This is a genomic window from Sphaerisporangium sp. NPDC049457 (genome assembly GCF_055586705.1).
The window spans coordinates 53725-78610 of sequence record NZ_JBVJHR010000009.1; the positions used below are offsets into that span (position 1 = coordinate 53725).

Annotated in this window: 24 protein-coding genes; 5 read left to right on the forward strand and 19 right to left on the reverse strand. The window is 70.7% G+C overall.

Annotated elements, in window-relative coordinates; translation table 11 throughout:
* Positions 1-8 precede the first annotated feature (8 nt).
* The 13 genes from ACZ6QO_RS15695 to ACZ6QO_RS15755 all read right to left on the reverse strand — a co-directional run bounded on the left by ACZ6QO_RS15695 (position 9) and on the right by ACZ6QO_RS15755 (position 12232).
* Entirely contained in the window at positions 9-704 is a 696-nt protein-coding gene (locus ACZ6QO_RS15695) for a ribonuclease HII (RefSeq protein ID WP_465851222.1), read from the reverse strand.
* Positions 705-834: 130 nt separating this feature from the next.
* The gene (gene lepB, locus ACZ6QO_RS15700) at positions 835-1641 is read right to left on the reverse strand and encodes a signal peptidase I (RefSeq protein ID WP_465851224.1); all 807 of its coding nucleotides are present in this window, start codon (positions 1639-1641) and stop codon (positions 835-837) included.
* Positions 1642-1830: 189 nt separating this feature from the next.
* Positions 1831-2715, reverse strand: coding sequence for a signal peptidase I (lepB, locus tag ACZ6QO_RS15705; RefSeq protein WP_465851225.1), 885 nt, complete (start codon positions 2713-2715; stop codon positions 1831-1833).
* A gap of 218 nt (positions 2716-2933) precedes the next feature.
* Positions 2934-3299: a 50S ribosomal protein L19 gene (gene rplS / locus ACZ6QO_RS15710; protein WP_465851227.1), complete on the reverse strand. Its 366-nt coding sequence runs from the start codon at positions 3297-3299 to the stop codon at positions 2934-2936.
* Positions 3300-3536: 237 nt separating this feature from the next.
* On the reverse strand, positions 3537-4325 hold the full coding sequence (gene trmD, locus ACZ6QO_RS15715) for a tRNA (guanosine(37)-N1)-methyltransferase TrmD (RefSeq protein WP_465851228.1): 789 nt from the start codon (positions 4323-4325) through the stop codon (positions 3537-3539).
* 40 nt (positions 4326-4365) lie between these two features.
* Positions 4366-4881: a ribosome maturation factor RimM gene (rimM, locus tag ACZ6QO_RS15720; protein WP_465851231.1), complete on the reverse strand. Its 516-nt coding sequence runs from the start codon at positions 4879-4881 to the stop codon at positions 4366-4368.
* 121 nt (positions 4882-5002) lie between these two features.
* Complete coding sequence (locus tag ACZ6QO_RS15725; protein WP_465851233.1) at positions 5003-5245, reverse strand: RNA-binding protein; 243 nt, start codon at positions 5243-5245, stop codon at positions 5003-5005.
* Position 5246: 1 nt separating this feature from the next.
* Positions 5247-5717, reverse strand: coding sequence for a 30S ribosomal protein S16 (gene rpsP, locus ACZ6QO_RS15730; protein WP_465851235.1), 471 nt, complete (start codon positions 5715-5717; stop codon positions 5247-5249).
* Between the two features lie 251 nt (positions 5718-5968).
* The gene (gene ffh / locus ACZ6QO_RS15735) at positions 5969-7531 is read right to left on the reverse strand and encodes a signal recognition particle protein (protein ID WP_465851237.1); all 1563 of its coding nucleotides are present in this window, start codon (positions 7529-7531) and stop codon (positions 5969-5971) included.
* Between the two features lie 124 nt (positions 7532-7655).
* On the reverse strand, positions 7656-8216 hold the full coding sequence (locus tag ACZ6QO_RS15740; protein WP_465851239.1) for a GTP-binding protein: 561 nt from the start codon (positions 8214-8216) through the stop codon (positions 7656-7658).
* 10 nt (positions 8217-8226) lie between these two features.
* The gene (locus ACZ6QO_RS15745) at positions 8227-8610 is read right to left on the reverse strand and encodes a DUF742 domain-containing protein (RefSeq protein WP_465851604.1); all 384 of its coding nucleotides are present in this window, start codon (positions 8608-8610) and stop codon (positions 8227-8229) included.
* Between the two features lie 5 nt (positions 8611-8615).
* Complete coding sequence (locus tag ACZ6QO_RS15750) at positions 8616-9038, reverse strand: roadblock/LC7 domain-containing protein (protein WP_248960559.1); 423 nt, start codon at positions 9036-9038, stop codon at positions 8616-8618.
* Complete coding sequence (locus ACZ6QO_RS15755; RefSeq protein ID WP_465851241.1) at positions 9035-12232, reverse strand: sensor histidine kinase; 3198 nt, start codon at positions 12230-12232, stop codon at positions 9035-9037. Before ACZ6QO_RS15755 ends, ACZ6QO_RS15750 begins: the two co-directional genes overlap by 4 nt.
* 541 nt (positions 12233-12773) lie before the next feature.
* On the opposite strand from ACZ6QO_RS15755, the gene ACZ6QO_RS15760 reads away from it, so the two are divergent.
* Genes ACZ6QO_RS15760 through ACZ6QO_RS15775 form a run of 4 tightly spaced genes read left to right on the forward strand, consistent with a single transcriptional unit; the run spans position 12774 to position 16215 of the window.
* On the forward strand, positions 12774-13763 hold the full coding sequence (locus ACZ6QO_RS15760; protein ID WP_465851243.1) for an ABC transporter substrate-binding protein: 990 nt from the start codon (positions 12774-12776) through the stop codon (positions 13761-13763).
* Entirely contained in the window at positions 13760-14533 is a 774-nt protein-coding gene (locus ACZ6QO_RS15765) for an ABC transporter permease (RefSeq protein WP_465851245.1), read from the forward strand. The genes ACZ6QO_RS15760 and ACZ6QO_RS15765 overlap by 4 nt, the downstream gene beginning before the upstream one ends.
* Positions 14530-15396 (forward strand): ABC transporter permease, encoded by an 867-nt coding sequence (locus ACZ6QO_RS15770; RefSeq protein ID WP_465851247.1) that lies wholly within the window; start codon positions 14530-14532, stop codon positions 15394-15396. Before ACZ6QO_RS15765 ends, ACZ6QO_RS15770 begins: the two co-directional genes overlap by 4 nt.
* Before the next feature lie 9 nt (positions 15397-15405).
* The gene (locus tag ACZ6QO_RS15775; RefSeq protein ID WP_465851248.1) at positions 15406-16215 is read left to right on the forward strand and encodes an ABC transporter ATP-binding protein; all 810 of its coding nucleotides are present in this window, start codon (positions 15406-15408) and stop codon (positions 16213-16215) included.
* 189 nt (positions 16216-16404) lie between these two features.
* Here the strand turns inward: ACZ6QO_RS15775 and ACZ6QO_RS15780 are convergent, their stop codons facing one another.
* From ACZ6QO_RS15780 to ACZ6QO_RS15805, 6 genes are all read right to left on the reverse strand, one after another.
* Positions 16405-16968 (reverse strand): GTP-binding protein, encoded by a 564-nt coding sequence (locus ACZ6QO_RS15780; RefSeq protein WP_465851606.1) that lies wholly within the window; start codon positions 16966-16968, stop codon positions 16405-16407.
* A gap of 13 nt (positions 16969-16981) precedes the next feature.
* Positions 16982-17446 (reverse strand): DUF742 domain-containing protein, encoded by a 465-nt coding sequence (locus ACZ6QO_RS15785; RefSeq protein ID WP_465851250.1) that lies wholly within the window; start codon positions 17444-17446, stop codon positions 16982-16984.
* Positions 17447-17469: 23 nt separating this feature from the next.
* Positions 17470-17892: a roadblock/LC7 domain-containing protein gene (locus ACZ6QO_RS15790; protein ID WP_275411993.1), complete on the reverse strand. Its 423-nt coding sequence runs from the start codon at positions 17890-17892 to the stop codon at positions 17470-17472.
* Complete coding sequence (locus ACZ6QO_RS15795; RefSeq protein WP_465851251.1) at positions 17889-21077, reverse strand: sensor histidine kinase; 3189 nt, start codon at positions 21075-21077, stop codon at positions 17889-17891. The genes ACZ6QO_RS15790 and ACZ6QO_RS15795 overlap by 4 nt, the downstream gene beginning before the upstream one ends.
* Positions 21078-21316: 239 nt before the next feature.
* On the reverse strand, positions 21317-22747 hold the full coding sequence (locus tag ACZ6QO_RS15800) for an aminobutyraldehyde dehydrogenase (protein WP_465851253.1): 1431 nt from the start codon (positions 22745-22747) through the stop codon (positions 21317-21319).
* Between the two features lie 94 nt (positions 22748-22841).
* Entirely contained in the window at positions 22842-24125 is a 1284-nt protein-coding gene (locus tag ACZ6QO_RS15805; protein ID WP_465851255.1) for a glycosyltransferase, read from the reverse strand.
* Between the two features lie 133 nt (positions 24126-24258).
* Between ACZ6QO_RS15805 and ACZ6QO_RS15810 the strand changes: the two genes are divergently transcribed.
* Positions 24259-24870 carry a TetR/AcrR family transcriptional regulator gene (locus ACZ6QO_RS15810; protein WP_465851256.1) on the forward strand — a complete coding sequence of 204 codons (612 nt, stop codon included), beginning with the start codon at positions 24259-24261 and terminating at the stop codon, positions 24868-24870.
* The last annotated feature ends 16 nt before the right edge of the window (positions 24871-24886 follow it).

Here is a 24886-nt window from a genome sequence, read left to right on the forward strand (position 1 = left end):
GCCGCCCATCAGAGGACACCGGCCCCCAATTCATTGTCGCCTATCTCGGCCCCCGCTCCCGACCGCACCACCGAGTTCACCGTCACAAACGAGAACCGATGATGCGGGCTGGGGCCGTTGGCGGCGAGAGCGCGCCGGTGGCGGGCCGTGACGTACCCCTTGTGCTCGGCGAAGCCGTACTGGGGATACTGATCGTCCAGCGAGGTCATCATGCGGTCCCTGGTCACCTTGGCGACGATGGACGCGGCCGCCACGCACGCCGAGACCTGGTCGCCCTTCCACACGGCCAACGACGGCGCGGGCAGGCCGGGCACCGGGAACCCGTCGATCAGAACGTACCCGAGATCGCACCCCAGACCGGCGACGGCCCGCCGCATCCCGGCGATGTTGCACTTGTGCAACCCGCGCGCGTCGATCTCTTCGGGCGGTATCACGATGACCTTCACCGCGTGCGCCGCGGCGAGGATGTGGTCGTGCAGCACCTCGCGCCTGGCGGGGGTGAGCACCTTGGAGTCGGCCAGGCCGTCGATCTCGGACCGCAGGACCACGGCGGCGACCACGAGCGGCCCGGCACAGGCGCCACGGCCGGCCTCGTCCACGCCGGCGATCGGGGACAGCCCGCGGCGCGCCAGCGCCCTCTCGTAGCCGTAGAGCCCTGAGTCCCGGCGCACGACGCTGGGGCGCGGACGGAAAAGTACGGTCATGGGGCAGGCGGCTCGGCGCCCCGCCGCGAGGGAACGGACCTGCGCGAGAGTCGAGCCCCCTGGCCGGTGAACGGCGATGCGAGCGCGACCATGGCCACCAGCCTACGCCCCAATCGTGAAGAGGGGTACGTTATCGCACCTTTGCGAACGTGTCGGGTACGGGAAGGGTGGTGACCCGGGAGAACGGCCAGTAGAGCGCGAAGGCCCGGCCGATCACGTCGTCGGTGGAGATGGTGCCGTGGTACCGGTCGCCCATGAACGCGCGGGAGTCCTCCGAGGCGGCCCGGTGGTCGCCCATCAGCCACAGCCGGCCCTTGGGCACGGTGACGTCGAAGTTCTGCTGCGAGGGATAGTCCTGCGGGTTGAGGTAGGACTCCTCGTCGAGCGGGACGCCGTTGACGGTGATCCGCCCCTTGGCGTCACAGCACTTCACCTGGTCACCGCCGACGCCGATGACGCGCTTGATGAGGGTGGTGCCGTCCCAGCCCTTGAAGACCACGATCTCGCCGCGCCCGATGTCGCCGGTGATCCGGTTGACGACCACCCTGTCGTCGATGAGCAGGGTGTTCTCCATGGACTCCGACGGAATGTAGAACGAGTCGAGGACGAACAGGCGCACCAGCACCGCGACGAGGACCCCGACGAGCACCAGAACGACCGACTCTCGCCAGCTGGACTTCTTCTTCGCCTTGGCGGCCGGGTCGCCCGGGCCATCCGGGTCGCCCTGCCCGTCGCCGGCGTCCGGCGTGGCGGGCGCCGCGGCACCGGCGGAATCCCCGGCAACGGCGGCGTCTTCGGCTCTGGGGGTGTCCCCGGCCGCGGAAGCCTCGCCGGACGCGGAGGCCGCCTGGACGACGGCGGCCTGTGCGGCGGGCTCGGCATTGTGCGGGGCGGCGGCCGGGTCGCGGGGCTCCGGCTTGTCCTCTGTGACGCTCATCGGAATCGCGGGGCGCCCCTGGCACCGGTCGGTCCGGGGAGGAGCGGCCCTGTCTCCTTCGTCTGGTCGGGGGAAGGCGGCCCGCCACCGTCGGAGCGGCGGCGACGGACGACGGTGCGGCCCGGCGGCCTCTGGAGGCCGCGGCGGGCGTGCCCGGGAGTGCTGCGGCGGCGGGCGGGGGGCGGACGGTCAGTCGGCGCGGCGGCGCGCCCTGCGGACGACCCAGCGGCGGCGCACCCCCATCAGCGGGACCGCCCCGGCGAGGCCGAGCAGCAGCGGAGCCGAGTCGCCCGCCATGGCGACGGACTTCAGGGCGGCCTGGTTGAAGGTGTCGGGGATGGGCAGCGTCGTGGCGCGCGAGAACGGCCACACGATGACGAACGCCCGCCCGACCACCTTGTCCTCGGGAATGGCGCCGCCGCCGGGGTCGCCCTGGTGGGAGCGCGAGTCGAGCGAGACCGAACGGTGGTCGCCCATCACCCACAGGCGGCCCTTCTCGACCTTGATCTCGAAGAACTTCTGCGACGGCTGGTCGTCGGGGTACAGGTAGGCCCGCTCTTCGAGGGGGACGCCGTTGACGGTGATCCGCCCCTTGGCGTCACAGCACTTCACCGTGTCGCCCGGCAGGCCGATGACGCGCTTGATGTAGTCCTTCTCACCGGGGACCACGCCGAAGGCCGTGCCGACCCAGCGGAAGAACCCCGCGACCGGGTTGGAGGGGTCTGGGACGTCCACCTCGCTGGCCCAGGAGTCGACGCCCGAGAACACCACGATGTCGCCGCGCTCGATGTCACGGGTGTGGTAGACGAGCTTGTTGACCAACACCCTGTCGTTGACGAGCAGGGTGTTCTCCATGGACTCCGACGGGATGTAGAACGCCTGGATCACGAAACTCTTGATGATGAGCGCCAGGACCAGCGCGACCACCACCAGGACCGGGAGTTCTCGCCAGAACGAGCCCTTTTTCTCCTTGCCGCCGCCCTTGGCTGACGGCTTGGTGTCTTCCGCGACCACGTCTACCTCGTCCTCGACGGGGCGGCGCGGCCCGCCGGCCCCCTGGCCATCGCTAGTCATCGCTGTCGAGCCTAAATGATGCGCGCTCCGCGGCGGGCCGCCGACTCGGCATCACGTCCAAAGAAACTCCGTGTCCGAAAAGCACTCTTGGGGCCGGACACGCCCGCGACCGTGGGGACACGCCGCGGGCGGGACCCGGGCGACGGCTTCGGACGCCGATGAAATTTCAGCAAAATGGCCCGCATCCCTTGCGGGTGCGGGCCACTGCGGCGCCCGGACTACTTGCTGGTGGGAAGCGCGTCGCGCTTCTCGCGGATGCGGGCCGCCTTGCCGCGCAGGTCGCGCATGTAGTACAGCTTGGCCCGGCGGACGTCACCGCGGGTCACAACCTCGATCTTCTCGATGACCGGGCTGTGCACCGGGAAGGTGCGCTCGACGCCGACGCCGTAGCTCACCTTGCGGACGGTGAACGTCTCACGCGCGCCGCCGCCCTGGCGACGCAGCACGAAGCCCTTGAAGACCTGGATGCGGGACCGGTTGCCTTCGACGACGCGGACATGGACCTCGAGCGTGTCACCCGGGCGGAAGCTCGGGACGTCACTGCGTGTGGAGGCCTTCTCAAGCTCCTGGATCAGCGTGTGCATGACAGCGGTTCCTCGATTTGAGCGAGCGCTCGGAGGTCCGCCCGGCCATGCGCTGAGCATGGCGGCGAGGAAGACACGAGCGCTGGGCTGAATACGTCTCTGAGGCCGGGCCGTGTGTGTCGGCCGGCCACGCCAACCGCAGGGCAGTTGGCAACAGCGATTCAGTCTGCCATATGTTGCGCCGGGAAGCGAAACGAAGCGCAGGCTCGCGGCCGTCCCGCCTCGTCGGGGACGGTCTCAGCCCGCCTCGGCGGAAGGCTCGCCGCCCGCGCGCGACGCCTGTTCGAGGACTTCCCTGTCTCGCTTGTCCAAGGTCTGGCCGGCGAGCCGCGCCGCCAGTTCGGGCCGCTTGGCGGCCGTGCGGCGCAGCGCCTCGTCGCGCCGCCACCGGGCGATCGCCCCGTGGTTGCCCGACAGCAGGATGGGGGGCACCTCATGCCCGCGCCACTCCGGAGGCTTGGTGTAGACGGGCCCTTCGAGCAGGCCGGCCATGGCGCCGGGGGCGAAGGAGTCGTCGGCCACCGAGCCGGCGTTGCCGAGCACCCCTGGCAGCAGGCGCCCGACGGCCTCGACGATGACGAGCACGGCGGCCTCTCCCCCGGCCAGGACGTAGTCGCCGATGCTGACCTCGTCGAGGCGCAGGCGCGGCCCGTACTCGGCCATGACGCGGGAGTCGATGCCCTCGTAGCGGGCGGGCGCGAACAACAGCCAGGGCTCCTTGGCGTACTCCAGGGCCACTTCCTGGGTGAACGGCCGCCCGCTCGGGGTGGGGACGACGAGCCGGGGCGGCGTGCTCGCCGACGCGACGACGGCGTCGATGGCCTCCCCCCACGGCTCGGGTTTCATGACCATGCCCGGCCCGCCGCCGTACGGGGTGTCGTCGACCGTGCGGTGGACGTCGTGGGTCCAGTCGCGCAGGTGGTGCAGCCGGATGTCCAGCAGGCCCTTCTGCCGCGCCTTGCCGATGAGCGAGACGTCGAGCGGGGCGAAGTACTCGGGGAAGATCGAGATGATGTCGACGCGCATGCTCACCGCCCGCACGCCCGCGCGGCCCGCCGCCCGCCGGTCACGGCGTCTCCTCCTGGTCGAGCAGGCCGGGGGGCGCGTCGACCACGACGCGCTTGGCCGCCAGGTCGACCTCGGGCACCAGGGCCTTGACGAACGGGACGAACACCTCGCCGCCGCCCTTCCGGATGACCAGAAGGTCCTGTCCGTGGTGGAGGACGTCGGTGATCTCGCCGACGGCCTCGCCGCCGGTGGTGACGACGGACAGGCCGATGAGCTGGTGGTCGTGGAACTCGTCGGGGTCGTCGGACGGCGGGATGTCGGCCGAGTCGATGACGAGCATGGTGTCGCGGAGCGCCTCGGCGGCGTCGCGGCCGTGGACGCCGTCGAAGCCGAGCAGCAGGATGTTCTTGTGCCAGCGCATGCTCTCGACGACCAGCGGGCCGGCGCCCGGCGGGTCGGTCGCGAGGGTGGCGCCGGGGGCGAAGCGCGCGTCCGGGTCATCGGTGCGCACTTCGACGGTCACCTCGCCACGGATGCCGTGTGGGCGGCCGATGCGGCCGACGACCAACTGCACGTCGCTGCTCCTTCGGGGCTGGCGGACGGGGCCCCCGGGGCGGGGGCCGCCGCAACCGCGACAGGGGACCGCCCGGATGCCGGGGGTCCCCTGTCCAGAGGTGGTTGCCTCTGTGGTCTGGTTACCGGGCTTCGTTCAGGTCGAGCAGGTCGACCCGCACGTACTTGCCGTCGGCCAGGGCGTTCATCACGGTGCGAAGCGCCTTGGCCGTGCGGCCGCCACGGCCGATGACCTTGCCGAGGTCGTCGGGATGGACCCGGACCTCGAGGACACGCCCGCTGCGAATGCGGCGCGGGCGGACCAGAACGTCGTCCGGGTGCTCGACGATGCCCTTGACCAGGTGCTCGAGGGCTTCCTCAAGCACCTCAGGCCTCGCCTTCCGGCTTCTCCTCGGCGGCCGGCTCGGCCGGCGCGGCGGGGGTGGTGGTGTCTTCGGCCTTCACGGTCTTCTTGGCCTTGCGCTGCGTGGTGGCGTTGCCGGTGCCGGCGTCACCGGCGAGCGACTCCTTGGCGGCGGCCTCGTAGATGGCGTGACGGTCGGGCTTGGCCTCGGCGACCAGCAGGGCCGGCGGGGCGGGCTCGCCCTTGAACTTCTGCCAGTCGCCGGTGAGCTTGAAGAGCTTGAGGACCGGCTCGGTCGGCTGAGCGCCGACACCCAGCCAGTACTGCGCGCGCTCCGAGTTCACCTGGATGAAGGAGGGGTTCTCCTTCGGGTGGTACAGGCCGATCTCTTCGATGGCACGGCCGTCACGCTTGGTGCGGCTGTCGGCCACGACGATGCGGTACTGCGGGTTGCGGATCATGCCGAGCCGCTTGAGCTTGATCTTGACTGCCACGGGTGTGGTCTCTCCTGGATTCGCGCGTGGGTGAGCGGGCGTCTCGTCGAGTGGGGCACGACGGGATGACCGCCCGAGGGACAAACATGACGCGCGGGGGTGAGAGGGCACCCACGGTCACGGTGTTCCAGCATGACATTCTGCCAGATGATTCGACGCCTGTCCGAATCGACGCCCCCGTCGCGCCCGATCGGCGCCCGAGCGGCGTAAATACCGCGCCCGTCCGGCGGCGGGGCCGGACGGGCGGGCCGTCACTTCTGGCCGGGGCGGCGGAACTTGGAGATGTCGAAGCCGGGCGGCAGTTCGAGGCCGGGCGGGAGCGTGCCCCCGCCGGGACCGCCCAGGCCGCCGAGGCCCGGCGGGAGCTGCGGCGGAGCCGAGGACCCGCCGTTGGCGGCGCCGGCCTTGCCGAGGGCGGCCTTGCGGGGGTCGCCGCTGACCTTGCGCCCCTTCTTGGGCTTCTTCTGCGCGGCCTTGCCCTTGCGGCCGCCGGGCATGCCCGGGATGCCCATGCCGCCGGCCACCTGCTTCATCATCTTCTGCGCGTCGAAGAACCGGGTGACGAGGTTGCTGACCTCGGTCACGGTGACGCCGGACCCGCGGGCGATGCGGGCGCGCCGCGAGCCGTTGATGATCTTGGGGTCCTGGCGCTCTGCCGGGGTCATCGAGCGGATGACGGCGGCCACGCGGTCGAGATCGCGCTCGTCGACCTGGTTGAGCTGCTCGCGCATCTGCCCCATGCCGGGCATCATGCCGAGGAGGTTCTTGAGCGGGCCCATCTTGCGGACCATCATCATCTGCTCGAGGAAGTCGTCGAGCGTGAAGCCGTCGCCCGAGACGAGTTTGCCCGCCATCTTGGCGGCCTCTTCCTCGTCGAAGGTGCGCTGGGCCTGCTCGATGAGGGTGAGGATGTCACCCATGTCGAGGATGCGCGACGCCATGCGGTCGGGGTGGAAGGCGTCGAAGTCCTCGAGCTTCTCGCCCGTGGAGGCGAACATGATCGGACGGCCGGTGATGTGCCGCACGGACAGGGCCGCGCCGCCGCGCGCGTCGCCGTCGAGCTTGGTGAGCACGACGCCGTCGAACCCGACGCCGTCCATGAACGCCTGGGCGGTGGTGACGGCGTCCTGGCCGATCATCGCGTCGACGACGAACAGGACCTCGTCGGGGCTGACGGCGTCGCGGATGTCCGCGGCCTGTTTCATCAGCTCCTGGTCGATGCCGAGGCGGCCCGCGGTGTCGATGATGACGATGTCGTGCTGCTGGCGCCGGGCGTGCTCGATCGAGCCGCGGGCGACCTCGACGGGGTCGCCCACACCGTTGCCGGGCTCGGGGGCGTAGACCGCGACCTCGGCGCGGGAGCCGACCACCTGGAGCTGCTGGACGGCGTTGGGCCGCTGCAGGTCGGCGGCGACCATGAGCGGGGCGTGGCCCTGCTCGCGCAGCCAGCGGGCGAGCTTGCCCGCCAGGGTGGTCTTGCCCGCGCCCTGGAGGCCGGCGAGCATGATGACGGTCGGTGGGGTCTTGGCGTACCTGAGCCGGCGGGTCTCGCCGCCCAGGATCTGCACCAGCTCGTCATTGACGATCTTGACGACCTGCTGGGCGGGGTTGAGCGCCTGGGAGACCTCCGCGCCGCGGGCGCGCTCCTTGACGTGGGACACGAAGTCCTTGACGACCGGGAGCGCGACATCGGCCTCCAGAAGGGCGATGCGGATCTCTCGACATGTCGCGTCGATGTCGGCGTCGGACAGCCTCCCCTTGGACCTGAGGGAGGAGAAGACCGATGTCAGCCGGTCTGAAAGCGTCTCGAACACGTGATTGGCCAGCCTCTGCGCTACGGGTCGTCCGGGGTCGGTGCGTCTGCGACTCGACCTCCCAGCCTATCCGCTCCGCGGCCCGGTCACGCGTATCGAACGGAGGCGGGGAGGCCGGACGTCGCTAGCCGCGCCAGCCGGGCACCGACACCCGCATGGTGAGAGCGTGCTCCACCAGGGAGATCAGGGCGCTCTTCACCGATTCCCGCTGCCGGGCGTCGGTCCGGACGATCGGGATGTGCGGGGAGAGGGTGAGGGCGTCGCGGACCTCCTCCTCGGTGTGCGGGTACTGCCCTTCCCATCCGTTGAGCCCGATGATGAAGGGCAGCTTCGCCTCCTCGAAGTAGTCGACGGCGGGGAAGCTGTCGGCGAGGCGGCGGGTGTCGACCAGCACGACGGCGCCGATGGCGCCGCGCACGAGGTCGTCCCACATGAACCAGAAACGATGCTGGCCGGGCGTGCCGAACAGGTAGAGGATCAGCTCGCTGTCCAGCGACACACGCCCGAAGTCCATGGCGACCGTGGTGGTGGTCTTCTGCGGGATGAGGCCCAGGTCGTCGATGCCGGCGCTGGCGTCGGTCATGACCGCCTCGGTGGTCAGCGGGACGATCTCCGACACCGCGCCGACGAAGGTCGTCTTGCCGACGCCGAACCCGCCGGCGACGACGATCTTCGTCGACGTCAACCCGCCACGGCTAGAGCCTGCGAAGTCCACTTAGCACCCTTTCGAGCAAGTTGAGATCCGGCTTGCCGGCGTCGAGCTGCGGCTGGTGCAGCTGGACGAGGCCTTCTGAGGCCATGTCCGAGATCAGCACCCGGGCCACGCCGAGCGGCACCCGCAGCAGCGCGGAGATCTCGGCCACGGAGCGCACCTGGCGGCACAGCGTGTTGATCGCCTGGTACTCCGGGATCAAGCCGGAAATATCTTGATATGGCGGAATGGTGGAATGAACCAGCGTCTCCATGGCCAACTGCGTCCTCGGCGTCGTACGCCCGCCGGTGACCGTGAAGGGCCGGACGGGCGACGACGGCTCCTGCTGGTACCGCCGTAACCCGTCCTCCCAGCCCGGGCCGCCCATGGAGGTCACCGCGGCGACGACGCCTGAAGCTCGGCGCGCACGGCGGGGGTCAGCACCTGCCCTGCGCGCTCGACCATCAGCGTCATCTGGTACGCCACCAGACCCATGTCACAGTCGGGAGCCGCGAGGACGGCCAGGCAGGATCCGTCGCTGATCGACATGATCAGCAGCAGCCCGCGCTGCATCTCCACCACGGTCTGGGTGACCGCGCCGCCCTCGAACACCCGCGAGGCGCCCTGGGTCAGGCTGATCAGCCCCGCGGCCACCGCCGCGAGCTGGTCGGCCCGGTCCTTGGGGAACCCCTCCGAGTACGCGAGCGGCAACCCGTCCGAGGAGACCACCACCGTGTGCGCCACCCCCGGGACCCCCCGAACGAAGTCGGTGATCAACCAGTTGACTCCACGGGCGGCCTGGCTCAGCTCTCTCACTTGTCCTCCTTGTCGCCCTGAATGCGCCGCAGCTCGGTATTGAACGCCACTTCGTCCTCGCTCAGCTCACCGCGAGCGACCGCACGGCCCTGCCGGATGCCCTGCTGGAAGCTCGACAGGCGGCTGCGCGCCCGGTCGGGCGAGAGCGCCGGCATGGCGGGCGGCGGCGACGTGGCGGCCTCCTGTGTGCCCGCCGTGCCCGGCACCAGGTTGGCCTTGGGCACGCGCTTGGGCAGGCCCGCGGCCGTGGTGCCGTCTCTCACCGGCTCCTGGACGACCGCGGCCGCCTGCCAGCCGGCGTCGGCGGGGATCTGCTGCCATCCGCCGGAATCCTTGTCCTTGTCCTGCTCGCCGTCCACCCTGCGGAACCAGGCCGACTCGACGGACGCGAAGATCGGCAAGAATTCCTCCTCCTGCTCCATGGGAGAGGTGTGCACGGCGGGCAGCGGGCCGGTGACGGCGTCCAGGTCGGGAGAGTCGTAACGGCGCGGGCGCAGGCGCCCGGGCGTCTCTCCCGTCGCCGGGCCGCCGAAGGACCCGGGACCGGTGGGCGGGCCGCCGAAGGAACCGCCGCCGGTGGGCGGGCCGCCGAACGAACCGCCGCCGGTGGGCGGGCCGCCGAACGAACCCGGTCCCGCCGCGGAGCCGCCGCCGGTCGCCGGGCCGCCGAAGGATCCGGGCCCGGTGGGCGGGCCGCCGAACGGAGAGGGGCCGAAGTTCCCGGTGCCGCCGGTGGGCGCGCCGAACGCGTCCGGGGCGGGGCCGCGAGAGCTGAACGCGTCGGAGGCCGGGCCGCCGTACCCGCCGCCGGTGGCAGGACCGCCGAAGGAGCCGGGACCGGTGGGCGGGCCGCCGTAGCCCGAGCCCGTCGCGGGGCCGCCGAAGCCGCCGGACCCCGGGCCGTAGAAGCCGCCCGACCCGCTGGGCGGGCCGGAGTGGCCGCCGGAGCCGGTGGCCGGGCCGGAGTAGCCGCCCGGGCCGGTGTTGGGGCCGCCGAACCCGCCGCCCGTGGTGGGACCCATGGGGCCCGCGCCGTTGGGGCCGCCGAACGGCGCCGCGTCGGCGAACGAGCCGCCGAAGGCGTCCGCGCCGGCCGGCACGCCGAACGCGCTGTTGGCCTGCGGGGTCGCGCCGAACATGGGCTGCCCGGCGGGCTGGCCCACGGCGGACCAGGCGGGGGCCTGGCCTCCCGGGAACGACTGCGACGCGCCGGACGGGGCGCCGCCGAGGTGGGTGGGCGAGCCCATGAGGGACTCGGGCAGCAGGACCATCGCGGTGAGGCCGCCGGTGTCGTGCCGCCGCAGCTGCACGCGGATGCCGTTGCGCAGCGCGAGGCGGCCGACCACGAACAGGCCCATGCGGCGCGAGACCGACACGTCGACGACCGGCGGGTTGGCCAGCCGCCAGTTGGTCTGGGCGAGCTCCTCGTCGGTCATGCCGATGCCGGCGTCGGTGATCGAGATCATCACGCCGCCGCCGTCGATGCGGTTGCCGGTGACGCTGACCCTGGTCTCGCGCGGCGAGAAGGAGATGGCGTTCTCGACCAGCTCGGCGAGCAGGTGGATGACGTCGTTGACCGCCTGGCCGACGATGGAGACGCCGCCGGGGACGTTCATGGCGACGCGCTCGTAGTTCTCGACCTCTGAGAGCGAGGCCCGGGTGACGTCCAGCAGAGGCACGGGCTGGCTCCACCGGCGGGCGGGCTCCTGGCCGGCGAGGACCAGCAGGTTCTCACTGTTGCGGCGCATGCGGGTCGCCAGGTGGTCCAGGCGGAACAGGTCGCCGAGACGCTTGTCGTCCTGCTCGCCCTGCTCCAGACCGTCGATCAGCGTGATCTGCCGCTCCACGAGGGTCTGCGTGCGCCGGGAGAGGTTGACGAACATGGCGCTGACGTTGCTGCGCAGCTGCGCCTCGTCGGTCGCCAGCCTGATCGCCTCGCGGTGGACCTCGTCGAAGGCCCGGGCCACTTCCCCGACCTCGTCGGTGGAGCCGACGCCGATCGGCCGCACTTCGGGCGGGCCGGTGTTGCCTTCCGACTCGCGCAGTTTCTGCACCATCTCGGGCAGGCGGCGACCGGCGATCTCCAGCGCCTCGCGGCGGAGCTGGCGCAGCGGGCTCACCAGCGACCGCGCCATGACGGTGGTGATGACCAGCACCAGGATGAGCAGGAGGGCCACGACGCCGATGTTGACGGCGGCCTGGCTCTGGTCGGCGCGCGCGAGCTCGGCGGCCTGGTCGACGATGGAACGGCCCAACGTCCGCTGGGCCTCGTGCATGCGGTTCAGCCCGTCGCTGGAGGCGTCGAACCAGGCCTGCACGTCATTGCCGCCCTCGATGAGGTCGAGCGGGACGGCCACCGGTTGCTGTTGGCCACCCGCCGCCTGCGGCCGGACGACGCCGCTGGTCTCGGTGATGAAGAGCGCGCGGTCGACCATGGCGGCGGCGACGTCGATCTGCCGGCCGCTGACCGTGTCGGAGTACGCCTGGCGCTGGGCCGGCGTGGCCAGGAAGAGGAACGAGTTCAGCTCGCTCGCCTGCTGGGACCTGGCGGTCTGGAAGGCGTTGAGCGTGTTCTGGTCGAACGCGCGGGCGAGGAGCGCCGTCAGCATCAGCCCTCGCTGCCTGGACGCCTGCTCGGCCGAGCGCGACAACGCCGCGAACGCGGAGGCGCTGGAGCCCAGTGCTTCGTTGGTGCTGCCTCGCGCCGTCTCGTCGAAGACCGCGAGCAGGTCGTCGATGACGAAGTTGTACTTCTGCACGCTCGGCAGGGGAGGCAGCTGTGAGCTCACCGTGATGTCGCGCAGGGTGTGCAGTTCGGAAAGGCGGTCGAGGACGCGGCCGAACTCCTGCTTGCCGACCTCACCCAGGGCCCGCTGCACCGCCGTCTTGCGGTCGAGCACTCTCTGCACGGCGGCGTCGACGCCGTTCTGCTGTTCGCGGATGAGCAGGCGTGCCTGCGTGCCGCGGCGACCGTTGGCGACGAACCTGCTGGTGAGGTCGCGTTCGAGGTCGAGCTGGTGGACAAGGTCGCTCAGAGTCGTGACGAACTCGGCGACGGTCCGGACGCGTTCATATTCGGTGGCGCTCTGTATGGAGGTGGCCACTCGGAGTCCACCGAGGAGGACGGCCACCGTGGTGGGCACCAGAATGAGCGCGATGAGACGGGTACGCACCCGCCAGTTACGCAGAGCCATCGACCTTGCGGGTTTGTGTCCTGGGTCGGTGGGCGCACCCGACTCCGAAGGCGGTTGGGCTGCGTCCGGCATGGTACGGCGACCGCTCTCGATTGTTGCTGTCCTCACTGGTCGCAACCTCTCGCCAGCTGGTCTGCTTCAGGGGGGAAGGCCACGCATGTGTTACACGTGGCAAGTCAAGGGGCAATTGGAGCATAAGCCTACGAGGTCGACCAATAGCTATGGGTAATTAGAACGGTCCAAAGCATTATTCGGCCAGGACGGATCGAACCCGGAGGGTCCGCACGAGATCACACCCCCGAGCAGGACCCCGGACGCCGATTCCTCGCGTGCATCGCTGTCTACACCGTTCCAAAGTCACGAAAGCGGACATATCACTCGATCAACGTCAAAGTGGATTTCTTTACAACTTTCATGACATAGGCCGCGTATCCATGTGAGCGCAGATCTTCCTCCGCTAGGCTTCACGCTCGCCGTGCCGCCATGCCTTCCCAGAGGCGGGCTCGGCACTCTTCCCCCCACAACTAAAAGGACCACCTCAATGAGAAGCCTTAGGGGTCGTACCTTCGTCGTCGGTGTATTGGCCACCCTGGCGCTCGCGGCCTGCGGAAGCAACGAGCCGACCTCCTCCGCGGCGCCGGCGAACGCCGGCGGATTGGAGAAAACGGCCATCACCGTCTCGACCTCGGCGATCGCCGACCACTCCGCTCTCTACATCGCCCAGAAGCGCGGATTCTTCAAAGAAGAAGGGCTGACGGTCAAGACGGAGATCACTCCGAGCACCGCGGCCACCCTGCCCCGACTGATCAACGGCAGCCTCGACGTCGCCGCCCTCGCCTACTTCTCCATCTTCTCCTCCCAGGAGGCCAAGGCCGGCGACTGGCGCGTCGTCGCGGACTCCTACCAGGCGGGCCCGGACGTCATCGACCTCGTCGTGACCAAGGACTCCAAGATCAAGACGGTCAAGGACCTCGAAGGCAAGCGGGTCTCCATCGCGGCGCCGAACAGCGTCGGTCAGCTCGCGGTCGGCTCGGTGCTGAAGACCGCGGGCCTCGACCCGAACAAGAGCGTCCAGTGGGTTCCGCTGGCCTTCCCCGAGGCGCCGGCCAAGCTCATCTCCGGTGAGATCGACGCCGCCTGGCTGCCCGAGCCCTTCCTGTCGAACGTGCAGCGCGAGAACGGCGCCAGGGTGCTCGCCGACACCATGACCGGCGCCATGAAGGACTTCCCGATCGCCGGCTGGGCCGCCACCGCCGACTGGACCAAGAAGTACCCGAAGACCATGGCCGCCTTCCAGCGGGCGATCCTCAAGGGACAGCAGGTCGCCGCGTCCGACCGCAAGGCGGTCGAGGCGGTCCTGCCGGACTACACCCAGATCAAGCCGGACGTCGCGGCGGTCATGAAGCTGGGCGTCTTCCCGACCTCGCTGAACGCCACGCGCATCCAGCGGGTCCCGGACCTCATGCTGGAGTACGGCTTCCTCAAGGGCAAGATGGAGGCCGCCCCGCTCCTGGTGCCCCTGCCTCAATGATCCATGCACGAGCGGTCCGCGGCGCCATCGGCGTCGCGGGCCTTCTGGTGGTCGCGGAGCTCGCGGGACGATCAGGACTGATCGACCCCACACTCCTGCCACGGGTCTCCACGGTGCTGCCGGCCGCCGGCCGGCTCATCGTCGACCCTGAGTTCCTGTCCTACCTGAGCGGCACCCTCGAGGTCTGGGGCGGCGGGCTTCTCGTCGCCGTGCTGCTCGGCACCCCTCTGGGCCTGCTGCTCGGAACCCTCCCGAAGGTCGAGCTCGCGGTGCGGCCACTGGTCGAGTTCATGCGCCCGATCCCGTCGGTCGTCCTGCTGCCGCTGGTCACGCTCCTGATGGCCTGGGACCACGGCAACAAGATGACGATCGTCGTGTACGCCGCCATCTGGCCCATCCTCATCAACACCATGTACGGCCTGCGGGACGTCGACCCGGTCGCCAAGGAGACCCTGAGCAGCTTCGGGTTCGGCAAGCTCGCCGTCCTGGCACGGGTCTCACTGCCCAGCGCGGCGCCGTTCGTGCTCACCGGTGTGCGCATCGCCGTCTCGATCGGCCTGATCGTCACCGTCAGCGCCGAGCTGCTGGCCGGAGGCGTGGACGGCATCGGCACCTACATGATCCGCGCCCAGTCCGGCTTCCGCACCGACCTGGTGCTCGCGGCCACGGTGTGGACGGGAACACTCGGGCTCCTCGCGAACGCGTTGCTGGTCAGGGCGCATCGCTGGGCGTTCCGATGGCACGTGGTGAAGGCAGGAGGCGCCGCATGAGCGTCACGACGGCCCCCGGGGACCTGCGGGACTCCACCGGGCCCTCCATGTCCTCCCGCACGGGGAACCCGCGGTCATGGCTGACCGCGGCGCTCACCCGGGTCTGGCTGATCCCGGTGGCGATCGCCGCCTGGGAGCTCGTCACCCGGCAGGCGGAGTCGTTCTACTTCCCGCCGCCGTCGGCGATCGTCGTCCGCATGTACGAGCTGTGGTTCTCCGGGCCCGCGAGCCACCTGTTCCTGACCGAGGAGGCGATCGCGAACTTCGGCCCGAGCCTCGGCAGGCTGTTCAGCGGCTGGATCCTCGCCTGCGTCGTCGGGATCACCGCGGGAATCGCCCTGGGCCGGTCCTCCACCCTCTACGACTACGTCAACCCGATCGTGGAGTTCGCCAGGGCCACGCCCCCGCCCGCGCTGATCCCGCTCTTCGTCATCATCTTCAAGATCGGTACGCCGATGCAGCTGGCTACGATCGTCTACACGGTGGTCTGGCCCATCCTGATCAACACCGTCGACGGCGCCCGCTATCTGGACGCGGTCCACGCCGACACCGCCAAGGTGTTCGGGCTCACCCGGGCGCAGCGGTTCTTCCGCATCATCCTGCCCGCGGCGGCGCCGAAGATCTTCGCCGGGATGCGGGTGAGCCTGTCGATCGCCGTGATCCTCATGGTGGTCTCCGAGCTCGTCGGCGCGGTCAACGGCATCGGCTACCTGATCCTGTTCAAACAGCAGGGCTTCGACCTGCCCGGGATGTGGGGAGGCGTGGTACTGCTCGGCATCCTCGGTTATGCGTTGAACGCGTCGTTCATCCTTGTTGAGCGCCGCGTCCTTTCCTGGCACCGGCAAGCCCGGCAGACAACCTGAGGAACGATCGTGCTCGATGTCGTCAACCTGCGTCACACGTACGGCGAAGGCCCGAAGGCCCACCAAGCCCTTGGAGGGATCGACCTCAAGGTCTCGGAGGGCGAGCTGGTCAGCGTCGTCGGCCCCTCCGGCTGCGGCAAGTCCACGCTGCTGCGCTCCATCGCCGGCCTGATCAAGCCCTCCGAGGGCCACATCCGCATCCGCGACACCGAGATCGCGGACACCCCCGGAGACCTGGCCGTCGTCTTCCAGGACTACAGCCGGTCGCTGTTCCCCTGGATGTCGGTCGAGGACAACGTCGCCCTGCCGCTGCGCAGGCGCGGCAGGGACCGGGCGGCGCGACGTGCGGCCGCCGCCGAGGCCCTCGCGGCCGTGGGCCTGCCCAACGCGGCCGCCAAGTACCCCTGGGAGCTGTCCGGCGGCATGCAGCAGCGCGTGGCGATCGCCCGCGCGATCGCCTACCGCCCCGCGCTGATGCTCATGGACGAGCCGTTCGGCTCGGTGGACGCCCAGACCCGCGAGGACCTTGAGGACCTGGTGCTGCAGGTCCGCAAGGACCACCGCATGACCATCCTGCTGATCACCCACGACATCGACGAGAGCGTGTACGTCGGTGACCGCGTCGTGGTGCTGACCAAGTCGCCGGCGCGGGTGGCGGGCGAGCTGGCCGTGAACCTGCCGTTCCCGCGCGACCAGATCGCGACCCGGCAGCTGCCGGCGTTCGTCCACCTGCGCGCCGAGGTGGGCCGTCTGGTGCGGGGCAAGGGCCACGCGTCCACGGCGGGCGTCGCGCAGGGCCGGGCCGTCGCGGACGGCTAGACCGGCGGAGACGAAAAAGACAACAAAGGGGACGCGGCCCGGATCACCGGTGTTGCGTCCCCTTTGTCATCTCCGGCCACGAGCGTGGGGAGTCTTCCGCGTCCGTCCACGCGCACGACGACGCCCGCACACGCGGAACGCGCCGCCGTCGTACGAGCGGCGCGGCAGGGACGCGGGCCCCCGCCGGGTTCAGCGGCCTCCCCAGCCGGGAACCGCGACGCGCATCGTCAGGGCGTGCTCCACGAGCGCGATGAGGGTGGACTTCACCGAGTCGCGCGAGCGGGCGTCGGTGCGCACGAGGGGGATGTGCGGGGCGAGGGTGAGCGCCTCGCGGACCTCCTCGTCCGCGTGCGGGTAGTGCCCGTCCCAGCCGTTGACGCCGACCACGAACGGCAGGCCGGCCTCTTCGAAGTAGTCGATGGCCGGGAAGCAGTCGGCCAGGCGGCGGGTGTCGACCAGCACGACGGCGCCGATGGCGCCGCGCACCAGGTCGTCCCACATGAACCAGAAACGATGCTGCCCGGGCGTGCCGAACAGATAGAGGATCAGATCCTGGTCCAGGGACACACGCCCGAAGTCCATGGCCACGGTCGTCGTCGTCTTGTGCGGAGTGAGGCCCAGGTCGTCGATGCCCGCGCTGGCGTCGGTCATCACCGCCTCGGTGGTCAGCGGGACGATCTCCGACACCGCGCCGACGAAGGTCGTCTTGCCGACGCCGAACCCGCCCGCGACGACGATCTTCGTCGACGTCAGCGCCGGGCCGCGGCTAGAGCCTGCGAAGTCCACTGAGAACCCTTTCGAGCAAGTTGAGGTCCGGCTTACCCGTCTCCAGCTGCGGGTGGTGCACCTGGACCAAGCCCTCGGCCGCCATGTCGGCGATCACGACGCGGGCCACGCCGAGGGGCATGCGCAGCATCGCGGCGATCTCGGCGACCGACCGCACCTGACGGCACAGCGTACTGATCGCCTGCTTCTCGGGGGTGAGAGTCGACAGATCTTGATGTGACGATGTGGAGGAGGAGACGAGCGCCTCCATGGCCAGCGAGGTCTTGGGGGCGGTACGGCCCCCGGTCATCGCGTACGGCCGGACTAGGGAACTGCGTTCCACCGGTTCGTGTGTCGGGAGCGGCGGGGCCGTCGCGCCGGCGAACCGGCGGGCGTCCTCGATGGGCGGGTACGGCGAACCGCCGCTCAGCGGGTCGCCGTCATCTGTCCAGCCGTGACGTGCCACAGCGTCCTCCTGTCATCGGCCCCTCACCTGGGTTGGGACGCCTGCAACTCGGCACGCACGGCCGGGGTCAGCACCTGACCGGCACGCTCCACCAACAACGTCATCTGATAGGCCACCAGACCCATGTCGCAGTCGGCCGCCGCGAGCACGGCCAGGCAGGATCCGTCGCTGATCGACATGATCAGCAGCAGCCCGCGCTGCATCTCCACCACGGTCTGGGTGACCGCGCCGCCCTCGAACACCCGCGAGGCGCCCTGGGTCAGGCTGATCAGCCCCGCGGCCACCGCCGCGAGCTGGTCGGCCCGGTCCTTGGGGAACCCCTCCGAGTAGGCCAGCGGAAGGCCGTCGGCCGATACCACGACCGTGTGCGCCACACCCGGGACGTTGTTGACGAAGTCAGTGATAAGCCAGTTGACTCCACGGGCGGCCTGGCTCAGCTCCCTCACGAGTCCTCCTTGTTACGGTCATCATTCCAATTGGCGGCAAAGTCGTCGTTCTGCTCGCCGCGGGCGACGGCCCGCCCCTTCCGCACACCCTGCTGGAAGCTCGACAGGCGGCTGCGCACCCGGTCGGGCGACAGCGAGGGCTGCGGGGTGAAGACCGACGGCCCGGTGTCGGCTGATCCCGGCACCAGGTTCGCCTTGGGCACCCGCTTGGGGAGCCCGGAGGAGGTCACGCCGCCCAGCGAGGGGTCGCTGGCGGCCTGGGCCGCCTGCCAGCCCGCGTCGGCGGGAGAGGACCAGCCTCTGCTCTCGGCCGCTTCCGCCACCACGGCCTGCTCGGCCTCGTGACGCACGGGCGGCGCCGGCTCGTCCGGCGGCGCGGCCGCGCTCTCGCGCGGGGCGGGCTCCAGGTCCGTGCGGCGGAACCAGTCGGACTCGACCGCCGCGAAGATCGGCAGGAACTCCTCCGATTCGTCGAGCGGCGAGTTGTGCACCACCGGCAGCGGGCCGGTGTGGTCGTCGGGGACGGCGCCGAAGGAGCGCCCCGGCGTCTGCGTCCCTGCGCCGGTCACCGCACCGGCCGGAGCGCCGGTGAAGGGCCCCGCCGGAGCGCCGCCGGTGAACGGCCCTGCCGCACCGCCGGTCACCGGACCCGCCGGGCCGCCCGTCACAGGACCGCCGGGGCCGCCGGTCGCGGGACCGGACGGGATGGCCGGCCAGGAGGCGGTCTCCTGGTTGGCCAGGTCGGACGACCAGGGCACGGCGCCCTCGCCGGTGGTGCCGGGAGCCGGCATGTCGGACGGCCACGGGGTGTCGATCGGCGGGTTGGGGTTGAAGTAGCGGTCGAACAGGTCGTCCATCGTGGCGGAGTCGCGGTCGAACGGCTTGTGGTCGCCGCGCCCGTCCGGCGGGTTGCTCGCGAACACGCCGCCCTGGGCAGCGGCGGGGCGCTCGAACGCGTCGCGCGCGGGCAGCGGCGGGCGCTCGAACGGGCCGCGCTCGAACGGACCGCGGTTCACCGGGCCCGGCCCCGCGGTCACCCCCGGGTCGTCGGCCCCGAAGACGGGTGCGCGCATCCCGCGCGAGCCGGGGGCCTCGAAGCCGGCGGGCGCGGGATGGCCCCCGGCGCCGAACGAGGCGACCTGGCCCGCGGAGCCGAACTGGCCGGCGGCGGCCGTCCCTGCGGGCGCACCGGGGATCCGCGGCGCCGACGGGCTGGACAGCAGCGCCTCGGGAATCATGACCATGGCGGCGAGGCCGCCGTTGTCCTGCTGCCTGAGCTGCACCTTGATGTGGTGGCGCAGCGCCAGGCGGCCGACCACGAACAGGCCCATGCGGCGCGAGACCGACACGTCGACGACCGGCGGGTTGGCCAGCCGCCAGTTGGCCTCGCCGACCTCATCGGCGGTCATGCCGATGCCGGTGTCGCTGACCGCCACCATCACCCCGCCGCCGTCGACGCGGTTGCTGGTGATGACGACCTTGGTGTCGCGCGGGGAGAAGGAGACGGCGTTCTCGACGAGCTCGGCGATCAGGTGGACGACGTCGTTGACGGCCTGCCCCACGACGGCGCTGGAGGACTGGACGCGCACTTCGACGCGTTCGTAGCCTTCCACCTCCGACAGCGAGGCGCGGCAGACGTCGACCAGCGGCACCGGCTCGCTCCACTTGCGCGCGGTCTCCTGGCCGGCGAGGACCAGCAGGTTCTCGCTGTTGCGGCGCATGCGGGTCGCCAGGTGGTCGAGCCTGAACAGGTTGCCGAGCCGGGTCTCGTCCTCCTCGCCCTGCTCCAGGCCCTCGATGAGGCTGAGCTGGCGTTCGACCAGGGTCTGGCTGCGGCGCGAGAGGTTGACGAACATGGCGTTGACGTTGCTGCGCAGGCGCGCCTCGTCGCCGGCCAGGCGGATCGCCTCGCGGTGGACCTCGTCGAAGGCCCGGGCGACCTCTCCCATCTCGTCCCTGGAGTTGACGCCGATGGGCACGACGTCGGGGGTCTGGGCGGCGTCGCCGCTCTCGCGCAGCCGCTGGACGGTCTGCGGGAGCCTGCTGCCGGCGATCTCCAGTGCCTCGGCGCGCAGACGGCGCAGCGGGCGGGTCAGCGAACTCGCGACCACGGCGGTGATGATCAGGACCAGCAGCAGCAGCACGACGATCAGGGCGCCGGACACGAACGCCTGCCGCCCGCCCTCCTGCTGCAGCGCCTGGCTCTGCTGGACGACCGAGCCGACCAGGCGTTCCTCGACCTTGCGCATCCGGTCGACGACCGCGCTGGTGGAGGTGTACCAGATGGTGGTGTCGTCGCGGCGGATCGGGTCGAGGTCCTGGATCTCCTTGAACTGGCGCAGCTGGGCCAGCGCGAGGGCGCGCATCCAGTCGGCCTTGTCGACCTGCTGGCCCCGGACGGTGTCGTTGTAGAACTTGACGTCGGCGGGCTGGGCCTCGGCCAGGAACGTCGCGGTCTCGCTCTGCTGGCGGCTCCAGGAGCCGGGGAAGTCGACGAAGTCGTCGTAGTCGAAGCCGCCGCCCAGCTTGCCCAGGGTGGTGAGCCCGACCGTCATGAGGCCGCGCTGGCGCGAGACCTCCTCCTTGGCGCGGCTCAGCGCGCCGAGGGCGATGGTGTCGCCGAACAGGCGCTGGTCCTTGCCGGACGCGCCGAGCTCGCCCTGCATCGAGGTGAGGACGTTGATGAGGCTGGAGTAGATGCCGAGCGCGGCCCGCGGGGGCACGCCGCTCGCGATTCGGGTGCGAAGGCCGGGCAGGCCTTCGAGCCAGCGGCGGATCTGCTGGGCCTCGGCGCGCACACGCGCGGTGTGCGAGGAGTCCAGGGCCGAGACGGCGCTCAGCACCGGCTCTCTGGCGCGGTCCACGACGGCCTGCTGGGCGCGCACCTTCTTCAGGCGGGCCTGGCGGCGTCCTTCGGCGAGATACCAGGCGGTGAGGTCGCGTTCGCGGTCGACCTCGTGCACCAGGACGTCGATCCTCTGCACGAGCACGGCGACCTCGGTGAGGCGGCTGTACTCGGCCGAGGTTGCCATGGCGTTGGTCAGCTGCACCGCGCCGAGGATGACGCCGACGATCGTCGGGACGATGATGAGGGCGATCAGGCGGGACCGTACACGCCAGTTCTTCAGTCGCAGGCGGCTTCCCGTCTCGGGAGTGCGCGCCGTGGATGGCTCGGACCGCTCCACACGGTCATTTCGCCCTGGGTTCCCCCGGGGTTCCTGATTCCTCACTGATTTTCGCAACCTCTCACCGAGCCTGGCGTGCAGGGGGGTACGTCACGCGCGAGGCGCATGAGACGTCCGAGACATCCATCAGGCGATGGTAATTGGAGCACACCCCTACCAGATCGGCCAACAGAACATATATGGACAATTAGCATCAAACTGGTACATCTAGGGATAAAACCGCCAGCTCGCTTCCGTAACTATGCGGGCCGGAATCCCTCTCGCGCCTCCGACGGCGCGTGTTTGATCATGAGGTGCCTGGTCACGGAGTACTCCTGGACCGCCTCCTGGCTCATGTCCTTGCCGAACCCGCTGCCCTTGACCCCGCCGTGCGGAGCCTCCGAGGCGATCGGCAGGTGATCGTTCACCCAGGTGACGCCCACGTCCAGCCGGTGCGACACCCGCAGCGCCCTTCCCACGTCCCGCGACCACACCGACGAGGCGAGCCCGTAGGGGGTGTCGTTGGCCAGCCGCACGGCCTCGTCCTCGCCGGAGAACGGCAGCACGACGATCACCGGGCCGAAAATCTCGCCCTGGACGATCTCACTGTCCTGGGCCGCCCCGGCGATCAGCGTGGGCGGGTAGTAGAAGCCGCGGCCCCGCGGCGGCGCGCCGCCGGTCACCAGACGGGCGCCCCCGGCCAGGGCGCGCTCGACGAACCCGTGCACGCGCTCACGGTGGCCGGCCGAGATCAGCGGGCCGATGTCGGTCGCCGGATCCCAGGGATCGCCGGCGACGATGCCGGCCAGGGTCTCCCGCAGGGCCTCGACCACCTGGTCGTACACCTCGCGCTCGGCGTAGACGCGCGTCGCGGCCGTGCAGTCCTGCCCGGTGTTGTAGGTGGCGCCCATGGCGACGCCCTTGGCCATCTCGGCCAGGTCGGCGTCGGCGAACACCAGCGCCGGCGCCTTGCCGCCGAGTTCCAGGTGCACCCGCTTGAGCCCCGGACGCCCGCCCGCCGGGTCCCCGGCGGCGCCCCGCATGATCGAGCGGCCGGTCTCCGTCGAGCCGGTCACGCTGATCATGTCGACCCCGGGGTCGGTGGTCAGGGCCTCCCCCACCTCGGCGTCGCCGGTGACGGCCCGCACCAGCCCGTCGGGGAAGCCGGCCTTGGCGGCCAGCTCCACCAGGCGCAGCGTCGTGCCGGGCGTCTGCGGCGCCGGCTTGATCACCACCCCGTTCCCCGCCGCCAGAGCGGGGCCGAGCTTCCACACCGCCATGACCAGCGGGAAGTTCCAGGGGGCGATGGAGGCGACCACGCCGACCGGGCGGCGAACCAGCACCGAGGTGTAGCCGGCGCTGAGGACGCCCGCGCCCGTTCCCTCCAGGGAGCGGGCAGCACCGGCGAAGAAACGCAGGTTGTCCACCGCGAACGGCAGCTCGCCGTCCCTGAAGACGGTGGCGGGCTTGCCGGTCTGCGACACCTCCAGCCGCGTCAGCTCCTCGGCGTCGGCCTCCACCAGATCGGCCAGGCGCAGCAGGACGCGCGACCGCTCCGCGGGCGTGGCCTGCGACCACTGCAGGTAGGCCTCGCCCGCCGCCCGCACGGCGCCGGCGACCTCCCGCGGCGGCGTGTCGGGCACCTCGGCCAGCGGCGCTCCGGTGGCGGGGTCGATGGGGGTACAGATCATGTGCTTCTCTCTCGGGCGGAGCCGCCGGCCCCGCGTCCCCGCGAGCTGCGCGAGGTTCGCGGGCTTCGCGGACGAGGGCCGGCGGGGTGGAACGTCAGGCGGAGGCCGCGGGGACGGCCGCCGCCTCGATGAGGTCGGCGGCCCTGCGCAGGCCGTCGCGGCGGCGGATCTCCTCGCCGGCCTCGGCCAGGCGCGCCCGCAACGCGGTGTCGGCGAGCAGCCGGTCCACCGCGCCCACGAGTTCCTGGTCGTCGAAGGCGTAGGTGGACAGGCGCGCGCCGTACCCGAGCTCGTCGATGCGCTGGGCGTTGTCGTACTGGTCCCAGAACAGCGGCAGTACGATCATCGGCTTGCCGAAGTGCAGGGCCTCGGTGGTGGTGTTGTTGCCGCCGTGCGTGATCACCAGGTCGACCATCGGGATGATCTTGGTCTGCGGCACGAACTCCGCGCCCCACATGTTGCCGGCCAGCTTGATCTCCTCGTGGAGCGGGCCCTTGGAGACGATGTAGCGGTGCGGGGTGGTGGCCAGCACGTCGATGACGCGCTGCATCAGCTCGACGTCGGCCGACCCGAGCGAGCCCAGGGAGAAGTAGACCAGCGAGCCCTCGCCGCCGGCCAGCGAGGCCGGCAGCTCGAACGACTCGTCGGTCTCGCGCACCGAGGAGTCCAGGCGGTGCCAGGAGGGGCCGAGCGGGCGGGCGTCGGTGTAGTCGGCGATCTCGGGGAACACGTAGAGGTTGAGGTCGCCCTCGTGGATGAACTCAAGGTCGGGCAGCGCCGGCGCGCCCTGCTCGACGACCCACTCGTTGAAGGCGGCCCAGATGTCGCGGTGCGTGCGGTCGTACTCGGCCCGGAAGGCCTCCCACTCGGCGCCGTCGCCGGAGGGCAGGCCGCTGAACACCGGCGGCACGCCGTCGCCCTTCACCTCCAGCGGGTTGCACGAGACGATGCGCACGAACGGCTTGCCCGCGGTCAGCAGCGCCGGGAAGGTGATGACGTTGTCCTCGACGATGACGTCGGGGTTCACCCGCTCGATGATCGCCTTGAGCTGCGGCTCGCAGTACTTGGCGCCGTCGATGAGCGCGTCCCAGATCGGCTTGGTGACGGTCTCCAGCTGCGCGAGGGTGGACTTGCGGTACTCCGGCGCGGTGTCGCGGATGAAGTCCTTCCAGAACTGGCCCGCGTCCTGCTCCTCCTCGGCCGCCGGGGCGAGGTCGACCAGGTCCTCCTCGAAGCCGATCTCGGTCAGCTTGCCCTTCCACGACGCCTCGGCCGCGAAGACGACGCGGTGGCCGCGGCGGCGCAGGATGTCGCCGATGCCGACGCAGTTGTTCGTCGGCCCATAGGCGCTCTCCGGCATGAACAGGATGGTGGCCATCGGTACTCCATCGTTTTTGAAGACTGATTCAAATGCTTGACGGGTATGGGGATCAACTACCACGTTTTCATGACCCAGAGCCGGGGTGTGGCTTTAGACTCCAGGTTCAACAACGGGGCACAGGGAGGCTGGCATGAGCTCGCGCAAAAGCCGGGCCGACCGGCGGGTCGACCTCATCGAGGCCGCCCGCCGGGCGATCTTGCGTCACGGCACCCAGGGGGTCCACCTGAACCACGTCGCCGAGGAGGCCGGGCTGACGTCGGGCGCGGTGCTCTACCACTACCCCGACCTGAGCGAACTGCTGGTGGAGGCCCACCACGCCGGCATGGAGCGCTTCTACGAGCTGCGCGTCAAGCGCGTCGCGCAGTGCACCGACCCCGTCCAGAAGCTCGTGGTCACCATCCGCTCCGGCCTGCCGGTCGGGCCCGACGACCCGGGCGTGCGGCTGCTGAACGAGCTCGGCGGCGCGGCCGCCCGCAACAGGGTGTACGCCGTCCTGCTCACCACCCTGTACGACCGCCAGGTGGCGATGTACCAGTCCATCCTGGACACCGGGTCGGCGCTCGGGGTGTTCACCCTGGTCGGCGACTCGCTGACGATCTCCCGCAACCTGGTCGCGCTGGAGGACGCCTACGGCTACCGCATCACGGCGCGGCACCCGGTGATCGGCCCCGGCGAGGCGGCCGAGCTCATCTTGAGCTACGCCAGGACCGTCACGGGAAACGCGCTGGAATCCCCCGCCTGACCCGCGCGGAGGCCGT